General features: G+C 70.2%; 16 protein-coding genes and 1 pseudogene. 12 read left to right on the top strand and 5 right to left on the bottom strand.

What is annotated here, in order from left to right:
- Positions 1-39: 39 nt before the first annotated feature.
- Entirely contained in the window at positions 40-1,797 is a 1,758-nt protein-coding gene (locus OG883_RS09450) for an alpha/beta hydrolase (RefSeq protein WP_266537604.1), read from the bottom strand.
- Between the two features lie 443 nt (positions 1,798-2,240).
- Between OG883_RS09450 and OG883_RS09445 the strand changes: the two genes are divergently transcribed.
- From OG883_RS09445 to OG883_RS09430, 4 genes are all read left to right on the top strand, one after another.
- Entirely contained in the window at positions 2,241-2,810 is a 570-nt protein-coding gene (locus OG883_RS09445) for a hypothetical protein (RefSeq protein ID WP_266537602.1), read from the top strand.
- Positions 2,807-3,400, top strand: coding sequence for a TetR/AcrR family transcriptional regulator (locus OG883_RS09440; RefSeq protein ID WP_266537599.1), 594 nt, complete (start codon positions 2,807-2,809; stop codon positions 3,398-3,400). The genes OG883_RS09445 and OG883_RS09440 overlap by 4 nt, the downstream gene beginning before the upstream one ends.
- A gap of 740 nt (positions 3,401-4,140) precedes the next feature.
- The gene (locus OG883_RS09435; protein WP_266541376.1) at positions 4,141-4,971 is read left to right on the top strand and encodes a hypothetical protein; all 831 of its coding nucleotides are present in this window, start codon (positions 4,141-4,143) and stop codon (positions 4,969-4,971) included.
- Between the two features lie 36 nt (positions 4,972-5,007).
- A complete protein-coding gene (locus OG883_RS09430) occupies positions 5,008-5,520 on the top strand; it encodes a protein phosphatase (protein ID WP_266537596.1) in 513 nt (170 codons plus the stop codon).
- On the opposite strand, the gene OG883_RS09425 is transcribed toward OG883_RS09430, so the two are convergent.
- Positions 5,521-5,883, bottom strand: a complete 363-nt coding sequence (locus OG883_RS09425) for a hypothetical protein (RefSeq protein ID WP_266537593.1) — start codon at positions 5,881-5,883, stop codon at positions 5,521-5,523.
- Between the two features lie 42 nt (positions 5,884-5,925).
- Positions 5,926-6,375, bottom strand: a complete 450-nt coding sequence (locus OG883_RS09420; protein ID WP_266537591.1) for an ATP-binding protein — start codon at positions 6,373-6,375, stop codon at positions 5,926-5,928.
- Between the two features lie 160 nt (positions 6,376-6,535).
- Between OG883_RS09420 and OG883_RS09415 the strand changes: the two genes are divergently transcribed.
- The 5 genes and pseudogenes from OG883_RS09415 to OG883_RS09395 form a co-directional block, all read left to right on the top strand.
- Positions 6,536-7,360 (top strand): helix-turn-helix transcriptional regulator, encoded by an 825-nt coding sequence (locus OG883_RS09415; RefSeq protein ID WP_266537589.1) that lies wholly within the window; start codon positions 6,536-6,538, stop codon positions 7,358-7,360.
- Complete coding sequence (locus OG883_RS09410; protein WP_266537587.1) at positions 7,357-7,596, top strand: DUF397 domain-containing protein; 240 nt, start codon at positions 7,357-7,359, stop codon at positions 7,594-7,596. The genes OG883_RS09415 and OG883_RS09410 overlap by 4 nt, the downstream gene beginning before the upstream one ends.
- A gap of 255 nt (positions 7,597-7,851) precedes the next feature.
- A complete protein-coding gene (locus tag OG883_RS09405) occupies positions 7,852-8,136 on the top strand; it encodes a hypothetical protein (RefSeq protein WP_323180894.1) in 285 nt (94 codons plus the stop codon).
- 10 nt (positions 8,137-8,146) lie between these two features.
- The gene (locus OG883_RS09400; RefSeq protein ID WP_266537582.1) at positions 8,147-9,460 is read left to right on the top strand and encodes a hypothetical protein; all 1,314 of its coding nucleotides are present in this window, start codon (positions 8,147-8,149) and stop codon (positions 9,458-9,460) included.
- 395 nt (positions 9,461-9,855) lie between these two features.
- Positions 9,856-10,235 (top strand): annotated as a pseudogene (locus tag OG883_RS09395) (transposase); the annotation flags it as partial.
- A 238-nt stretch (positions 10,236-10,473) separates the two neighbouring features.
- Here OG883_RS09395 and OG883_RS09390 read toward each other — a convergent pair.
- Positions 10,474-11,211 (bottom strand): GntR family transcriptional regulator, encoded by a 738-nt coding sequence (locus tag OG883_RS09390; protein WP_266541373.1) that lies wholly within the window; start codon positions 11,209-11,211, stop codon positions 10,474-10,476.
- A gap of 196 nt (positions 11,212-11,407) precedes the next feature.
- Between OG883_RS09390 and OG883_RS09385 the strand changes: the two genes are divergently transcribed.
- Entirely contained in the window at positions 11,408-12,253 is an 846-nt protein-coding gene (locus tag OG883_RS09385; protein ID WP_266537574.1) for a (2Fe-2S)-binding protein, read from the top strand.
- Between the two features lie 220 nt (positions 12,254-12,473).
- The gene (locus OG883_RS09380; protein WP_266537571.1) at positions 12,474-13,544 is read left to right on the top strand and encodes a DUF2637 domain-containing protein; all 1,071 of its coding nucleotides are present in this window, start codon (positions 12,474-12,476) and stop codon (positions 13,542-13,544) included.
- A 31-nt stretch (positions 13,545-13,575) separates the two neighbouring features.
- Here OG883_RS09380 and OG883_RS09375 read toward each other — a convergent pair whose 3' ends face one another.
- Complete coding sequence (locus OG883_RS09375; RefSeq protein WP_266537568.1) at positions 13,576-14,082, bottom strand: ATP-binding protein; 507 nt, start codon at positions 14,080-14,082, stop codon at positions 13,576-13,578.
- Between the two features lie 148 nt (positions 14,083-14,230).
- Between OG883_RS09375 and OG883_RS09370 the strand changes: the two genes are divergently transcribed.
- Positions 14,231-17,407, top strand: a complete 3,177-nt coding sequence (locus OG883_RS09370; RefSeq protein WP_266537567.1) for a glycoside hydrolase family 38 C-terminal domain-containing protein — start codon at positions 14,231-14,233, stop codon at positions 17,405-17,407.
- Positions 17,408-17,420 lie beyond the last annotated feature (13 nt).

Here is a 17,420-nt window from a genome sequence, read left to right as displayed (position 1 = left end):
CCCGGGGGCTGGCTGTGTACGCGAGAACGGGTTCTGGCTCTACTTCCGTGAAACTGACACGTTGAGTGACGGCTCACGCCCGCAACGGTCTCGGGAAGTTGCCTGAAAATGATCAGCGACGAAGCTCGTGTCGAGCCAGCGCGTGCCCAAGGCTGCGAGTTGTCGGCGGCCCTGGATGATGTCGGCCATCCCGCCCCCGCCTGTGGTGACGCCGCCGCGCGGCTTGGGTGCGGGGAAGGGCGGCATGTCCTGTCGGCACGTCGTTCCGGCCGGCGGGAGGGTGCCGTCGATGAGGTAGCGGCTCTCGTGGGCCTGGATGCAGCTGCTGGGGTTGAGCAGTGCCGTGTGCCCGTGCCCGCTGTTGGTGAGCAGGCGGGCGTCGGCCAGTTCTCGGGTCATGGCCTTCGCGCCCGAGTAGGGAGTGGAGGGGTCGTAGATGGTGCCGACCACCAGGATGGGATGCGCTGTCGGCTTGTTCCACGGTCCGCGATAGGGGTTGGCGGCGACTCCCGGCCAGTCGGCACACACCACGGCAGCCCAGGCCCAGTGGCGTCCGGTGTCGCCCGCACGGGCGGCGCTGGCCTCCTCCAGGACGTGGTAGGCAGCGGGGTCACGCGGGTTGGGGCTGTCGCCGCAGAACACCGCACCGGCCTGTTCTTCGCCCAGGTACGGACTCGGATCCGGGACCGCTGGGGCGGGTGGGAGCGGGGACGGCTCCGGGGCGCGGCCCTGCCACAGGCTCTGCAGTCCGCCGGCGACGTCCGTCCATCGGGGGTGGACGACGTAGAAGCCGCTCACCATGTCACTGACCGTACGGGCATAGGTCCACTCGCCCACGGGATGCTCCCGGAGGCGCTTCATCAGCTGGTGGTACTTGTCCCGGGTCGCTTTCGGGCTGCCGGCGGAGAAGGCGCAGCGGGCGGTGGTAGTGGACCCGCACAGGGTGAGGAACTGGTCCAGGGTTTCTGCCGCGGCGCGGTCCGAACCCAGGCGCAGCATTGCCGTGGACCGGGGGGCCTCGTTGGACCCATGGTTCGTCCAGGCCTGCGGATCCCAGTCGCTGTCGAGGACCATGGCGCGGACGTTGCCGGGGAAGAGGTTGGCGTAGGTAGCGCCCAGGAAGGTGCCGTAGGAGATCCCGTAGTAGGTGAGCTGTGGGTCACCCACTGCCTGCCGGAGCTGGTCGAGGTCGCGAGCGGTGTCGGCGGTCGACACATGGCGCAGGAGCTCGGGGTCACGCTGCTGACAGCGCCGGCCCAGATCCTTGTACGCAGCGATGTAGGTCTTCCGCTCCTGTTCGCCCACCGGGAAGCCTGCCGGTTTGCTCGCATTCCAGGCGGCGGCTTCCTCGGGACTCGCGAAGCAGTTCACCGCGGTGCTGTTGCCGATCCCGCGGGGGTCCCAGCTGACGATGTCGAACCGCTCCCGCACCTCCCGCGGGAAAGACTCGTAGTTCTGCGGCATCTGCACTGTTCCGGGCCCGCCGGGGCCGCCGGGGTTGAAGAACAGGGTGCCAATGCGCCGTCCGGGGCCGGTTGCCTTCCGTTTGACGACTGCCAGTTCGATGGTGCGGCCGCGGGGGGTGCGGTAGTCCAGCGGCACCTTCGCGGTCGCGCAGTCGAACGGGCTGCCCTGAAGGCAGGGTCTCCAGTCCAGCTTCGGGGCGGGCACCGAAGGTGTCGGAGTACCGCCGGCGACGGCGGGGTTCGGCCCGATGAACACCGTCGAGCAGGCCACCACCGCGGCAACGACCGCGGCGCAACTCCGACGGCCTGCTATCGGTGCAGATATGTGCATGTCTTGTCCTTCCACGACTGCGCGCGACGCGCCCGTGCGCCGGACGTCGGCACGCATCTGTGTCAACAACACCGCGGTCCGGCAAAACGCGCGAGCCATCCGCAGCCGAATGGGAGCCCTGCGCCGACGACTCCGCCTGAATCACGGCCGTACCTCGCATGCCGCAAGAACTCGTCCGACTTCTGTAGCAGGGTCAAGAGACAGCACTCAGCGTTACCGCTCCACAGAAGTTGAGCCAGAACCCGAGAACGGGAGTCGTTTGTCAACGACTTCGGGAGCCACTTCGTGCCCTGCCACGTGATCAATGTCCATGAGTTCGGGAGTCACTTTCGCCACTCTGGACGGCCCATTTCGTCACCACTCCATTCCCTGATCCAGGCGGAACCGCGCTGACGTTGCCGAATGCCCGACCCCACTCACTCTACAAATGTAGAGTACGGGGTATGAGTGGACTCGCAGGCACGTTCGTTCCCCGCCCGGACTTCGCCTCCCGGCACCAGACGGTCATCCCAGCTCCGGTCGAGGAGGTGTGGGCTGCCTGGCAGGAGATGGAGCAGGCCGGCGGCGAGGGGTGGGGGCCCGTCGTCCGGGCGCTGTTCGCCGTACGGCGGCAGCTCGGGCGCGTGAAGCGCGGGGGCGGTGGGGTGCCGGTCCCGGAGAAGGACCTGCGGGACAGCTTCCTGCTGCTGGCCGAGGACGCGCCGCGGGAGACGGTCCGGGGGATCGTAGGGCAGTGGTGGACCATGGGAGCGGCCGACGGGCGGCCGGACGTCAAGGGGCCGAGCGAGTTTCTGGCCTTCGACGAACCGGGTTACGCGAAGGCGACGTTCAGCATGCGATTCGCCACGGATACCGCCACGGACGGCACGCGGGTCGTCACCGAGACCCGGGTCATGTGCCTCGACGAGGCGGCTCATCGGGCCATGCGGCGGTACTGGCGGCTCGTCGAGCCGTTCAGCGGTCTCGTCCGCCGGATGATGCTCCGCAGGCTCAGCAAGCGGGCCGTCGCATGAGCAGCGCCAGGAGCCCCCGCGTACAGGCGCTGCTCACCGCGGCCGTGGCGGTCATCGCCGAGGAGGGCCTGCGTGGGCTCACCCACCGGGCGGTCGACGGACGGGCGGCGGTGCCGGCGGGGTCGACCAGCTACTACTTCCGTACCCGGCAGGCACTGCTCGCCGGCGTGGTCGCGTTCATCGCCGAGCAGGAAGTGGCGGACATCGAAGCGGCGACCGTCTCCGAAGAGCTGGCCGAGGCGCCGCCGGTACGCCAGATCGCCGACCGTTTCGCGGGCGTCCTGGCCCACTGGCTCGGCCCCCGACGCGACCGCACCCGCGCTCGCCTGGAGATCATCCTCCTGACGGCGCGCCACCCGGAAGGGGATCTGGGCATCGAACTTCTCCGCGCGCGCGAGAGCTTCGTCGGCCAGGCGCGGATGCTGGCAGCGGCGCTCGGCAGCCCGGATCCGGAAGAGGGCGGGCGGATCGTGGTCGCCTTCGCCGAGGGACTCACGTACGACGGGGTGACACGACCCGGCCCGGACACCACCGACCGGGCTGCCCTGCGACAGATGCTGGAGAGGGTCCTGCTCACCCTGGCCCGGTAGCGGGGCGCTGAAGGGGCCGGCTGGGCGGCACTAGTTCCGGCAGCCGGTCCACCGACCTGTCTGGAGCATTTCGTCACCACCCCCGAACCTCCACCGGGGTGCCTCCCGTTCTCGCGAACATCGCCTATTCGCGCGAGCGTGCGACTCCCAATGCCATGTCAAAACGACGTCACTACTCGCGTACAGAACTAGGGGGCGGGCGCCCCGGAGGCCCGCGGGGCGCGGGTGCCTGTGGGCGGGGCCCGGGGTGCGGGTTCTCACCCCGGCGCGGGCGCCAGTTGCGGAGGTCCGCGGGGCGCGGGGCGCGGGTGACGCCCCGCGAAGGCGGCCAGTTGCGGAGGTCCGCGGGGCGCGCGGGCCCGATGCTCGGCTCCGCGGCGGAGCCACCGGAGCGATGGGGGCGTGGGGGCGTGGGGGCGTCAGCCCCCACGCAACCCTCCCCCTCGGGGCCTGGGGGCGCAGCCCCCAGTTCGGGAAGGGGCGGGGTGGGGGAACAACCCCGCCCCTCCTCGCCGTCACCCGTGACGGTCACGGCGAGACCCCCTCATTGACGCCGACAACGCGGCCATCTCACCCCGATCTCCCCCGCCAACCCGCACCCACCGCACCCCCATCCGCCGCCGAGTGATTGTGAATCAATTCACCTGACCTCTTGGCCAGGCATGCCTATCCATGCTGAGATGCGACTGACTCAACAGCTCAATGGCGTGCTCGGGGAGGGCAATGTGGCGCATACCGCCATGTCTGGTTCCGGAACCACTGCAGGTGACGATCCACTCCAGACCGCGGTATGGCGGCTGCGTTCGCGCGGCTGTTGGACCGACGCAGCGGCTCTGCTCGTACCCCACGCGGCGGTTCCCGCCGCGGCGCTGGAGCGGGCCGGACTGCTTGTGGAGCGCTGTCTGTTCACCGGCGAAGGCTGGGCCGAGGCGGAGGACGCGCTGCGTACCGCGGAGGCCGTGGCCCGGGACGACGAGGAACGCGGCGGCGCGGCCTGCGAGCGCGGCCGGCTCGCGTACGCGGCGACCCTCCTCGGCGTACGTGACCGGGCCGACGAGGCCCGCTCCGCGCTCGGCAGGGCGGCGGCGCTGCTCGCCCCCACCTCACCCGGCCGCCCGCTGCTGGACTTCCGGCGCGGTCTGGTCGCCGAGCACATCGCCGACGCCCCGCAGGCCGCCCGCGCCGCCTACCTCCGCGCGCACACCGGAGCCGCCGCGCAGGGCGACACCCTGCTGCTCTCCTTCACCTGGCTCCACCAGGCCGGACTCGCCCTGCGCGACGGGGAGTTGAAGGAGGCGCGGCACGGCTTCTCCGAGTCGCTGCGGATCCGCGAGGAGCTCGGCTACCTCATCGGCACAGCACCCGCGCTGGCCGCGCTCGCCGATTGTGAGCCCGAGCCGGAGGCGAGCAGACTGCGGGTCGAGGCGGACCGGCTGTTCCGCCTGCTGGGTGGCGTACCGGTCTGGCTGACCAGGGAGTTGTCCCAGCCGGTCCAAAACGGGGGCCAGGGCCGGAGCCAAGACCGGGGCCCGGTCCAGGCCGAGCCGGCCCAGCCCGAGCCTGCGGCCTGACAACGTGCGACGACCGCCTCCAGGGAGAGAGAGCACGTGAGAACACGCCGCAAAGAGGGCAACGTACCGGAGCCGCGGTCGCGCTGGGACGAGATCACGACGGGCCTCTGGATGGGCGGACACGTCTGGGCGGACGCCGAGCAGGGTCACCAGGACGTCGTCGTGGACCGCGAGTTCGATGTGGTGATCAGCCTGTACACCAGGGAGGGCCACGGCCCTCCCGAGGGCGTGGAGCACCACATCGCCCGCATCCCCGACGACTGGCTGACCGCGGAGGAGATCGACCGCGTGCGCCGGCTGGCCGTGGTCGCCGCCGATGCCGTACGCGCCAGGCGCACCGTTCTGGTGCGCTGCTACTCCGGCTACAACCGGTCCGGTCTGGTGGCCGCGCAAACGCTGATCGAGCTGGGCCACGACAGCTCGGGGGCGATCGACCGGGTCAGACTGCGACGTTCCCCGTGGGCGCTGCGCAATCCCGCCTTCGAGCAGTACCTCACGACGGGACTGGACGTCGCCTCGCTGCTGACCGGCCTGGAGCCGCCCCCCTGATCAGGACAGCCAGGAAAGCACCTTCTCCGGGTTCATGACGAGCATGACGACTCCGATCGCCACGAGCACCCAGAAGATACCCCGGCCCCTGCGCCGCGGTGCCCTCGTCTGCTGATGGGTGGGCCAGGCGCGCCAGCCGTCCGGCTCGGCCCGCACCTCGGCCCTCCTCTTCCTGCCCCACCTCCGCCCCCTGCCCTGCCGACGGGCGGCCTTCTCGTCCTCGCGCCGCAGCCGCTCGGCCACCATCCGCGCCCGCGCGGACGGCTCCTTCGGCGCGGCCAGACGTGCGGGTCCTTCGCTCTCGCGCTGGAACTCCTCCCACGCCTCGTCAGGTATGGACGACTCCGGCAACTCCCCGGTCATCAACAGCCCCCGTTTCCTTGGCAATTCGGCTCTGGCCAAAGGTTAGCGGTGAGCTCGGCGCGGCAGTGCGATCTCCGCACGTACGGTCTTGCCGACGGGCACCCGATCGAGCACGCTCCACCGGTCGGCGAACGCGGCAACCAGGAGGAGCCCGCGCCCCGACTCCCCGTCGGGTGTCACCTCCCGCGGACGCTTCTCGGCGCGCGCGTCGGAGACCTCGATCCTCAGGGTGTCGTCCGTCAGCGTCAGCCTCAACTCGAAGTCCCGCCCGGGAACGCGCCCGTGGGTCACGGCGTTCGCGGCGAGCTCGGCAACGATGAGGGCGGCGGCGTCGGAGAGGTCGGTGCCGTACGGAATCCCCCAGCCGTCGAGCTGCTGCACGGCCAGATGCCGGGCGAGACGAGCACCGAGGCGCGTGGAGCTGAACCGTTGTGTGAACATACGTACGGTGACGGGGGTTTGAGGGTTCTGAGGCTTCGTCTGAGCAGGCATGGCCTCAAGGTGGCGGGCTCGCACCCGCGATGACCAGCAACGCCACTCGTACGCTGAGTCAGCGTACGAGTACGCCGGGTGGACCGGGCGGATAACTGACCGTGACCATGGGGAACTTGGCGGTGTTTGGTTTCGTATCAGACCTCCGGGGGTGTCCCACATGACGGCCGACCACACCGAACCCGAACCGTCCGACAGCCTGAGGGCGTTCGGCGCTGCGTTCAAGACCTTCCGCAAGCACGCGGGATACACGCAGGAGTCACTGGCCCCCAAGGTGCGGTACTCGCCGAGTTTCCTCGGCTCGATCGAGCAGGGCAGACGCTTCCCTCCGAAGCCGCTGATCGACCGGGCCGAGGCCGAACTGGAGGCGTTCGGTGTGCTGCGGGCGATGGCCCGGCATCTGTCGCGCAATCCGGGGCTGGCGTCGTGGTTCCGCCAGTGGGCGGGGCTGGAGGCGTTGGCGATCAGCCTCGACACGTACGAATGCCGGTTGGTTCCCGGCCTGTTGCAGACGGAGGCGTATGCGCGGACGCTGTTCGAGAACCAGGTGCCGATGCTGTCCGACGACCAGGTCGAGGCGCAACTGGAGGCACGCCAGGAGCGTCAGCGCCTGCTCAGAGAGAGGCCGAACACCGCGTTCAGCTTCGTCCTCGACGAGCATCTCTTCCTGCGCCGCACCGGCGGGATCGACGTCACCCGCGAGCTCCTGGACCATGTCCTCGCTCTCGGCGGGCTGCGGAACGTCGAGATCCAGCTGATGCCCCTGGTACGAGAGGTGCACGCCGGTTTGGGTGGCCCCTTGCGGCTGCTGGAGACCCCGGAGAACCAGTGGTTCGGCTACTGCGAGGGCCAGGAAAGCGGCCAGTTCGTCTCCGACCCGAAAGTGATCAGCGTGCTCCAGATGCGGTATGCGAAACTGCGCTCGCAGGCCCTCACCCCCGAGGACTCCGTGGGCCTGCTGGAGCGACTGCGAGGAGCGCTGTGAACACCACCGAACTGTCCTGGTTCAAGAGCAGCTACAGCAGCGGTTCCGGCGACGACTGCGTCGAAGTCGCCCTCTCCTGGCACAAGTCGAGCTACAGCAGCGGCGGCGACTGCGTCGAGATCGCCACCTGCCCCACCACCATCCACATCCGCGACTCCAAGGACACCGCCGGCCCCCAACTCGCCCTCTCCCCCACGGCTTGGACCGCGTTCATCGCCCACACCGCCCGTGCCTGAGTCCGGACCTCAGGCGATGAGCTCAGTACTCCAGCTGTAGATCGCGATTCTCGCGTCTGGGCGGCTGCTCGCTGTTGGTGATGGCTGCTTTGCCAGCCCGGCTGAGCCGGACGAGTCGTCCAGTCCCCTCCCCTGCCTGGAAGGAAGCACGTCAACCCCGATACGGCGAGGGCCTTTGAGATCGCCGCGGAGACGGGGAAGCCCAACACGATCTGGACCAGTCAGGAGATCGCGCAGCAGGCCGTGGACCGGGCGGTGTCAGACTTCTTCCACGTCACCAACAGCCAGGGCCAGAAGGTACTGGACAAGAAGAAGTGGGATGCCTTCGAGAAGTGGCTGAGCAAGGCCAGGGACGGGGAGCAGTACCCAGTGACCATCACCGGCCAGTGGGACAAGTATCCATCTCTGGGCAAGGCGTACTATCCCGACGGAACGACGGTGAAGGCCGTCGGAAATGACGTCGTGGTGATCTTGATGAGGGTCAAGGGCCACAGGCGTGGCGGTGGCGGATACGTCGTCAAGACCGCCTATCCGCGGTAGGGGATGATCCGTGACAAAGAAGCGCTCCGTGTACGTCGAACTCGGCCACTCCGAAGACTTCGGGTTCACCGGCTTGACGGAGAGAATGTGCTCCCTGGGCCGCCGTTCCGATCGGACGGGTGCCCTCGATGCCGTGGCACAGCTGGCGGATGAGTCCGACGGTGAGGAAGCCGTGGAGCTGGGGGAGGACGCCCGCCGCCTGCTGGCGTCCTCGCTCCCCGACGCGATTCTGCACACGGTGTGGATGGCTGCCGTCGGCCAGTGCTTCAACCCGGCCGACCACGGCATGAGCAGCCGTGTCTGGCTGGAGAAGATCTCGGAGCTGTCCACCGACCGGCTTCGGCGCGACAAGAGATCCTATGTGCCGCCCCCGGTGCAGCCGGTACGGGACGAGGAACTGCGCCGGGCGGTTGCAGCGGAGATCGGGAACCTCGCCCCGGCACTGGACCGTGCCGACGCACCGTCGGATCTCGTCGACTGCTTGGAACAAGTCGTCACGCGGGCCGACGCCGATCTCGGCTTCCGCCTCTTCCTCCGAGCGTTGAAGGTCTACTCCATCCGGATCGAGAAGGAGAGGTACGACAGACTCCTCGGGCTGGGTGAGCGCTTCGGCTGGCCGGCTGCGGTAGTGCACGACGGCTTGAGCGTGATCTGGCCGCCAGTCGACACGACCCGGCGTGAGGCCATGTGGGACTTCGGCCTCTCAGGGCTCACCGCACTGTTCGTAGCGGGGTGGGACACCCGAGGCGCACGGGAAACCGTGCGGAACGCCGCCGCTGGCGACGGCCCTGAGCGGACCCCCGGGTCCGAGGCGGCCATCCTGCTGGAGGACACGCTGAGACTGTTGGAGTCCGATCTGTCCACCGAGACGGTCACCACCTTGTGGCTGGCAGCGACGGGCCGGGGCTTCAACATCGACCAGTTCGCCATCGACGGTAGGGACTGGCTGCGACAGATCGCGGAGGTATGTGAGGGACGCCTGCGTGAAGTTGCCCCGTCGTATACCCCCGTTGTCCCAACGCCCCGGACCGACATGACGGAGGAGGTTCTGCGCGAGCTCCGGGAGGTGGTGAGGTTGTGCGCGGACAAGGTGGTCAGTCCCGACTGGCATCCAATTCCCGCCACGACGGTTCTTGCCTCCCTGGAACAGGTCATCACTCGGGTCGACCCTGACCTCGGATTCCGGCTGTTCCTGCGAGTGTTGATGGTGCTGTCCGTACCGTTGACCGGGGAGCAGTACACGCGGTACGAGACCATCGGTGCACGATTCGGCTACGGCGAGTACCACGTCTTTCAGGCTGAAGACCTGATTCGTCGCGCCTGACTACCGTTCGGTCGCGATACCGACGGCCGCGGGCGCCCCTCCCAGGGGTGCCCGCGGCCGGCGTTTCCCCCGGACAAACCCGACCCGTCTATGTCGAATCCCCGCCAGGTAACCCCTGGCGGGGATTTTTCGTGCTACTCACGCGTTCGGCCCGCACGAAGGCGGTCGGGGTCACCCCGATCGACCGATGGGCCGTCCAATGAGCCGGGACAGTCACGCGGGTCATCGGCAGCCGGGGGTGGTGGCGATTTTGCGTGTCGCGGGAGTGCCGGACATGTGGTGAGTGGTGCTGCCGGAGCAGGCGCGACAGCTGCCCACAGAGCTGGCCAGGATCGATGCGTTCCTGGACGACGAACGGTTCATCGCTCACCCTCGCCGTCGCCGGGCCACACGCGCTCGCGGCGATCCGGCGGGCTCGGGCCGAAGTCCGCGAACACGTCTGGCGCTTGGCCGGCGAGGCAGCCCCGGATGCGAGCGGCGAGGTGCTCGTCTACATCGACGGGGTGCTGGTCCTGGCGCACTCCGAGAAGCAGGACGCGGCCGCCACCTGGAGGAGACCTTCGGGCATCACCCGCTGCCGGCGTTCGTCGACCACGGCTGCAAGGGTTCTGAAGAACCGGTCACGGGCCTGCTGCCGCCCGGGAACGCGGGCAGCAACACCGCCGCCGACCACATCGAAACCGCCCGCCTGGCCTCGGCCCAGTTGCCGAAGCGGCACCGGCGCGGACGGCAGACCCTGATCCGCACCGACTCCGGCGGCGGCACCCACGAGTTCCCAACCGCGGCCGAATGCGCCGAGCTACTCGAGGGCGCGTACGTCGTGTTGCTCAAGGGCCTGTACATCGTCGGCCGGGACCGGCCTCGGGCGGGTACTGCCCTTCGGGTGGGTGCCGCCCTTCCGCTGGGTGGCCGCAGCCCGGATCGCCGCGAGGCGCCCCCGGGGGTGAGGCGCTCGCACACCGGTCGGCCCGGGCGACGTCACGGCCGTGCGTGGCGTACCACTGCCTCGACCGTCAGGCCTCCGCGCCCGTGAAGTGCTCCCGCACCAGCGACTGCACCACCGGCAGGTCCTGGGCGGTCAGTGCCTCCAGCAGCGCCATGTGTTCCGCGGCGTCCGCCACCAGGTCGGCCCTGCGGGTGGCCGGGGCGCTCGTCAGGGGCCACTGGGAGCGGCGGTGCAGGTCGTCCGCGATCATCAGCAGTTGCTGGTTGCCGGCGAGAGCCAGAACCGCGCGGTGGAAGGCGCGGTCCGTCTCGAGGTAGTGAGCGCGGTCGCCGACCGCTGCCGCCGCGGCGGTCGCCTCCGCCAGGGGGCGCAGCGCCGCCCAGCGGGCGGCGGGGACCGCGCGGGCCAGGCGCAGCATGACCGGGATCTCGATCAGGGCGCGGACCTCCGCCAGTTCGGCGAGCTCGCGGGGCGTGCGTTCGACGACGCGGAAGCCGCGGTTCGGGACGACCTCGACCGCGCCCTCGATCGCCAGCTGCTGCATCGCCTCGCGTACGGGTGTCGCCGAGACGCCGAAGCGCTCGCCGAGCACGGGGGCGGAGTAGACCTCGCCGGGAATCAGCTCGCCGTCGACGAGGGCGACCCGCAGGGCTTGGAGGATCTGGCCGCGGACGGAGTGACGCTGGACCGTGCGGGGGGCGGCGCCGGGCGCGGGCGGTTCGCTGTGGGTGTGCTCACCACGGGCCTGTTCCGGTATGCGCGGCCGAGCGGACGGTGCCGCCTGTTCGGGGACAGGCGCGGACACGTACGGATGCGGCGTCGCGGCGTCGCGCGCTCGGGCCTGCTCCACTCGAGTCCTCCTCCGGCTGCCTGGCGGGCCCGGCTCGCGTACGCGGGGCTCCCTGTGCACGATAAGCGGACGGGGTCACAGTTCAAACATCGATTGCGTCGGGTAAGGTAAGGCTAACCTGCCAACGATCGCGATTCGGTGGTCCCTCCACATGACCGTTCCCGCCGTGCTGCCCGGTCTCACCTCGCCCGTCACGGATGCGTACGCGCGCCTGGCCGAGGTCTTCCCCGGGCTGCGCGTACGGGAGCTGGCGGACGGCGAGCAGGCCCCGGCCGGCGGGGGCTGGGTGGGTGCGGGCGATCTCGCGGCCGGCGGTTCCGCCCTCGATGCCTTTCTCGCCTGGGACAACGCCCAGGTTCTCCGGGACTACGGACAGCAGGCCCGCCCCGATGTGATCGCGAGCTTCGGCCTGCACCGCTACGCCTGGCCGGCCTGCCTGCTGATCACCGTTCCCTGGTTTCTGCACCGCCGTGTGCCGCGGGTGCCCGTCGAGGGTGTCGCCTTCCAGCGCGCGCTGGGGCACATGACGGCTCGGGTGAGGGAGTTCGCCTGCCTGCCCGGCGATCCCGCGGCACAGCTGCCCGGTGCCCGTGTCGTACCGGACGAGGAGGCGCTGCGCGCCGAGGTGCGCTCGGCCGTCGCCGAGCACATCGGGCCCGTCCTGGAAGGATTCGGGCCGCGGATGCGGCGCGGCAAGCGCGCCCTGTGGGGCATGGCGACCGACGAGATCGTCGAGGGCCTGTGGTACATCGCACATCTGCTCGGCGAGGAAGAGCGGGCCGTGAGGGAGCTGGAGCAGCTGCTGCCCGGCGCCACGAAGCCGTACGTCGGCACCGCCGGCTTCCGCGAGCTGACCGGGCCGGACGGCGAGCAGCTGCCGACCCGCGACCGGGCGAGCTGCTGCCTCTTCTACACCCTGCGGCCCGACGACACCTGCGTCACCTGCCCGCGCACGTGCGACGCCGACCGCGTCGGCAGGCTGCAGCCGGCCGCCTGACACATCCGGTCGCTCGACGGCCCGATGTCACGCCACCCGTCCGGGTGGCATAAATCGAACTCAACTCCCTTCACCCGCACGGTGGTTCGACCAGATCGCACCTATCCGTATGCCATGACTCCCCGTTGGCGTTCTCTTGCACCGAAACCCCTTGGGGTTACTGGGACTTCGGTCACTATGGCGGCCGAAACGCCCTCACGCGATGCAAGGGACACCGCACATGAGACTGACCGAGATATCGCTCGACTGGCTGCTTCCGGGTGGCGTGCTGCTCGTGGGGGCCGTGACGGCGGTGGCGGTGCTCGCCCGCGGCAAGCGCGCCGGTGACAAGGCCGCGAAAGAGGACTCCTGGGAACGCAGCGAGGAGCGCCGCAGGCGCAAGGAAGCGGTCTACGGCACCGCCTCCTACCTGCTCCTCTTCTGCTGTGCCGCCGTTGCCGCCGCGCTCTCCTTCCACGGCCTCGTCGGCTTCGGCCGGCAGAATCTCAATCTCAGCGGGGGCTGGGAGTATCTGGTCCCCTTCGGCCTCGACGGCGCGGCCATGTTCTGCTCGGTGCTCGCGGTGCGCGAGGCCAGCCACGGTGACGCGGCCCTCGGCTCGCGGCTGCTGGTGTGGACCTTCGCGGGCGCCGCCGCCTGGTTCAACTGGGTCCATGCGCCGCGGGGGCTGGACCACGCGGGCGCCCCGCAGTTCTTCGCCGGCATGTCCCTCTCGGCCGCGGTCCTGTTCGACCGGGCGCTGAAGCAGACCCGCAGGGCGGCGCTGCGCGAGCAGGGACTGGTACCCCGCCCGCTGCCGCAGATCCGGATCGTACGGTGGCTGCGGGCTCCCCGGGAGACCTTCGGCGCCTGGTCGCTGATGCTGCTCGAGGGCGTACGCACCCTGGACGAGGCGGTCGACGAGGTCCGCGAGGACCGGCGCGAGAAGGAGCGGAACCGCCTCCGCAGGCGGGACCGGGTGAAGCTGGAGCGGGCGCAGATAAGGGCACTCAACCGGCAGCACCGGGCCTGGGGCCGCGGTCATGGGACCCGTCGGGCGGAGCTTCCCACTCTCAATTCCGCAGGGGGCTCGCCACAGGCCGTCGGGGCTGTCGGATCCGCTGCGGAGCCTGCCATAACAGATCCGGGACAACTGCCTCTTCGCTCCCGGCCCTCCCTTCAGGCCGTGAAGGAAAGCCATGGCACTGAGCCGCGCACGGTGGACCTCACCGCGGAGGACGACACCCAGGCGCTGCCGCGTCTCGACTCACTGGAGCGCAAGCTCAAGGATCTCGAGCAGCAATTCGGGTGAGCACACGTACCCAAGGGCCGGTCTGCGTCTGTCAGGCCGGTCCTTCGTGCGTCCGGTCCCGGCCGCCCTGCCGCCTCTCCGGTCCGTGCAGCTCGAACCAGACCACCTTGCCCACGCCCTGGGCGCGTACGCCCCAGGCATCCGCGAGACTCTCCACGAGGAGCAGCCCCCGGCCGTTCGTACCGAGGCCGGCGGCCGGTACGCGCGGCACGGGCAGTCCGGCCACGAAATCCCGCACCTCCACGCGCAGTGTGGAGGCGGCGACGGTGGCTGTGACCACCGCACCGTGGTCGGTGTGGATCAGCGCATTGGTCACCAGCTCGCTCGCGAGCAGCTCCGCGACGTCCGCCATGTCCGCGTTCCCCCCGTGCGCCCCGTGCCGCAGCATGTCCCGCAGCGCTCGTCGCACTTCCGAGACTGCCGTGAGATCCGCGCAGCCTAATCTGCGGCGCAGCCGGCCCTCCGGTTCTCCCTCCGCCCCAGGTATTCGGCCGTGCCCGCTCGCGGCAGGCCCGGCCCCTCCCTGACGCCCAGTCATAATCCCCACCCGCACGTCGGAACGACCCCACCTTCGGATTCTCGGAACGACCCGTTCTGCCGAACACGTTCACGGGATGCATGCCCCACGCGGGGAACACCACTCATGTCCAATCGTCAACCACCGAGAGTCAGCGAGAGGAATCGCGATGCACGACGACCGCACGTTGGTGGAAGGGCGCCTGGAGCGGGCGCTGCGCCAGTTCGTCCGCCCGGCGCAGTACGCGGCGCGGGCGCCGCTCTCCCTCGCCGTCTGGCATGTGCCGGGAGAACCTGTGCCCGTTGCCGAGGCGCTGCGGGGCGCCTACGAACCGTTCACGACCGGAACCGAATGGGGGGCGCCCTGGTCCACCAGCTGGTTCCGGCTCGAGGGCACGGTTCCGAAGGAGTGGGCAGGTCAGCGGGTGGAGGCGGTGATCGACCCCGGATTCACCGGCGAGGGCCCGGGCTTCCAGGCGGAGGGCCTGGTGTACGACGCGGCGGGCGTCCCCCTCAAGGGCATTCACCCGCGCAACCGGCACATCCCCGTCTCGGCCCCCGCGGCCGGCGGGGAGGAGGTCCGGCTGCTGCTGGAGGCCGCCGCGAACCCGGCCGTACTCCATGACTTCGCACCCACCCTCCTCGGAGACGTACTGACCGCAGGGCATCGCCCGATCTACCGATTCGCGTCCGCCGATCTCGCCGTACTGAACGAGGACGTCTGGCATCTCGTCCTCGACATCGAGGTGCTCTCGGAGCTGATGCACGAGCTGCCCGCCGACCGCTCCCGGCGGCACGAGATCCTGCGCGCCCTGGAGAACATGCTCGACGTGCTCGATCTGCACGAGGTGGCGGGCACGGCGGCCGCGGCCCGCGCCGAACTCGCCGACGCGCTCGCCCGTCCCGCGTCGGCGAGCGCCCACCGGATCTCGGCGGCCGGGCACGCCCATATCGACTCCGCCTGGCTGTGGCCGCTGCGCGAGACGGTACGCAAGGCCTCACGGACCTTCGCCAATGTGACGGCGCTCGCCGCCGACTACCCGGAGCTGGTCTTCGCCTGCTCGCAGGCGCAGCAGTACGCGTGGGTGAAGGAGCACCAGCCGCACATCTGGGAACGGATCAAGAAGGCGGTGGAGGACGGGAACTGGGCACCGGTCGGCTCGATGTGGGTGGAGTCGGACGCCAACATGCCCGGCGGTGAGGCGCTGGCCCGGCAGATCGTGCACGGCAAGCGGTTCTTCACCGAGGAACTGGGGGTGGAGACACCGGAGATCTGGCTGCCCGACTCCTTCGGCTACACCGCGGCCTTCCCGCAGCTGGCGAAGCTGGCGGGGGTGAAGTGGTTCCTGAGCCAGAAGCTGTCCTGGAACCAGTCCAACAGGATGCCGCACCACACCTTCTGGTGGGAGGGCATCGACGGGACGCGGGTCTTCACCCACTTCCCGCCCGTGGATACGTACAACGCACAGTTCCATGCCGCCGAGTTGGCCCATGCGGAAAAGAACTTCGCCGACAAGGGGCGGGCAACGCGCTCACTGGTCCCCTTCGGCTGGGGCGACGGCGGCGGCGGTCCGACCCGGGAGATGATGGAGAAGGCGCGCAGGCTACGGGATCTGGAGGGCTCGCCACGGGTCACGGTCGAGAACCCGGCGGCCTTCTTCGCGGCGGCCGAGGAGGAGTACGGCCCGGCGGCCCCCGTCTGGTCCGGCGAGCTCTACCTGGAGCTGCACCGGGCGACGTACACCACGCAGGCCAAGACCAAGCAGGGCAACCGCCGCAGTGAACATCTGCTGCGGGAGGCGGAGTTGTGGGCGACGACGGCGATGCTGCGGGCGCCCGGGTACGCCTTTCCGTACGACGTGCTGGACCGGATCTGGAAGACGGTGCTGCTGCACCAGTTCCACGACATCCTGCCCGGCTCGTCGATCGCCTGGGTGCACCGGGAGGCCGCGGACACCTATGAGGCGGTACGGGAGGAGCTGGAGGCGGTCATCGCGGGCGCGGTGGCCGCGCTGGGGGCGGGCGCGCGCCCCGCGGTGCTCAACGCCTCGCCGTACGACCGGACCGAGGTGGTCGAACTGGACGCGGAGACGGCCGCGGCCCTGCCCACGGGGACGGCCGCCCAGCCGCTGCGCGAGGGACGCGTGGCGGTGGCGGTGGAGGTACCGGCGCTGGGCTGCACCCCGATCGGACCTGCGGCCGCGATCGGACCTGCGGCCGCGACCGCGACCGGGGCCGGGGCCGGGGCGGAGGTGGCCGGGGCGGAGGTGGCCGGGGCGGAGGTGGTCGCTGGCGTACACCGCGACGGCGGCTTCGTACTCGACAACGGGCTGCTGCGGGTCGTCGTGGACGGAGACGGGCTCCTCGCCTCCGTCCGCGACCTGTCGGCCGGCCGCGAGGTCCTGGCCCCCGGCAGCCGCGGCAACCTCCTCCAGCTGCACCCCGACCACCCCAACCAGTGGGACGCCTGGGACATCGACCGGCACTACCGCCGCAAGCACACCGATCTGACGGCCGCCGAGTCGGTCGAGCTGGTGGAGGAGGGCCCGCTGCGGACGGCGGTCCGCGTCGTCCGCACCTTCGGCAGCTCCCGGATCACCCAGGAGATCCGGCTCGCCTCGGGCTGCCCGCGCGTCGATGTCGTCACCGACGTCGACTGGCAGGAGCCGGAGAAGGTCCTCAAGGCGGCCTTCCCCCTCGATGTGCACGCCGAACGGTCCACCGCCGAGATCCAGTTCGGGCATGTGCACCGGGCGACGCACGACAACACCGGCTGGGACGCGGCCCGTTTCGAGATCTGCGCCCACCGCTGGCTGCGGGTCGCCGAGCCCGGGTACGGAGTCGCGGTGCTCAATGACTCGACGTACGGACACGACGTGACCCGCACCCCGCACGACGAGGGGCTGGGCACGACCGTACGGCTGACGCTGCTGCGCGCCCCGCACAGCCCCGATCCGCAGACGGATCTGGGCACCCACCGCTTCGGCTACGCCCTGCTGCCCGGCGGCACTGCGACTCAGGCCGTGCAGGAAGGCCTTGCGCTCAACCTCCCCCTGCGGGTCGCGGCCGCACCGGCGGCCGCGTCCCTGGTGAAGGTCCGGCACCCCTCGATCACCATCGAGTCCGTCAAGCCGGCCGACGACCGCGGCGGAGACGTCATCGTCCGGCTCTACGAATCGGCCGGCGGCCGGGCCGAATCCGTACTGAGCGTCGGCTTTCCCGTCGTACGGGCCCAGGTCACCGATCTGCTCGAGCGGCCCCTGCGGGATGCCGAGACCGGTGAGGAAGGGCTCGCGCTGAAGCTGCGGCCCTTCCAGATCCTCACGCTGCGTCTCACACCCGCTTAGCACCGGGCCGGGT

This window comes from Streptomyces sp. NBC_01142, from assembly GCF_026341125.1.
GTDB lineage: Bacteria > Actinomycetota > Actinomycetes > Streptomycetales > Streptomycetaceae > Streptomyces.
The sequence above is the reverse complement of the archived record's forward strand: the minus strand, read 5'-3'. Positions and strand labels throughout refer to the sequence as shown.

Coding starts and splice junctions, on each gene's coding strand:
- OG883_RS09450 (WP_266537604.1), bottom strand. CDS start 1,797: ATGCACATATCTGCACCGATAGCAGGCCGTCGGAGTTGCGCCGCGGTC.
- OG883_RS09415 (WP_266537589.1), top strand. CDS start 6,536: ATGACGGCCGACCACACCGAACCCGAACCGTCCGACAGCCTGAGGGCG.
- OG883_RS09375 (WP_266537568.1), bottom strand. CDS start 14,082: ATGACTGGGCGTCAGGGAGGGGCCGGGCCTGCCGCGAGCGGGCACGGC.
- OG883_RS09440 (WP_266537599.1), top strand. CDS start 2,807: ATGAGCAGCGCCAGGAGCCCCCGCGTACAGGCGCTGCTCACCGCGGCC.
- OG883_RS09420 (WP_266537591.1), bottom strand. CDS start 6,375: ATGCCTGCTCAGACGAAGCCTCAGAACCCTCAAACCCCCGTCACCGTA.
- OG883_RS09370 (WP_266537567.1), top strand. CDS start 14,231: ATGCACGACGACCGCACGTTGGTGGAAGGGCGCCTGGAGCGGGCGCTG.
- OG883_RS09425 (WP_266537593.1), bottom strand. CDS start 5,883: ATGACCGGGGAGTTGCCGGAGTCGTCCATACCTGACGAGGCGTGGGAG.
- OG883_RS09435 (WP_266541376.1), top strand. CDS start 4,141: ATGTCTGGTTCCGGAACCACTGCAGGTGACGATCCACTCCAGACCGCG.
- OG883_RS09380 (WP_266537571.1), top strand. CDS start 12,474: ATGAGACTGACCGAGATATCGCTCGACTGGCTGCTTCCGGGTGGCGTG.
- OG883_RS09445 (WP_266537602.1), top strand. CDS start 2,241: ATGAGTGGACTCGCAGGCACGTTCGTTCCCCGCCCGGACTTCGCCTCC.
- OG883_RS09385 (WP_266537574.1), top strand. CDS start 11,408: ATGACCGTTCCCGCCGTGCTGCCCGGTCTCACCTCGCCCGTCACGGAT.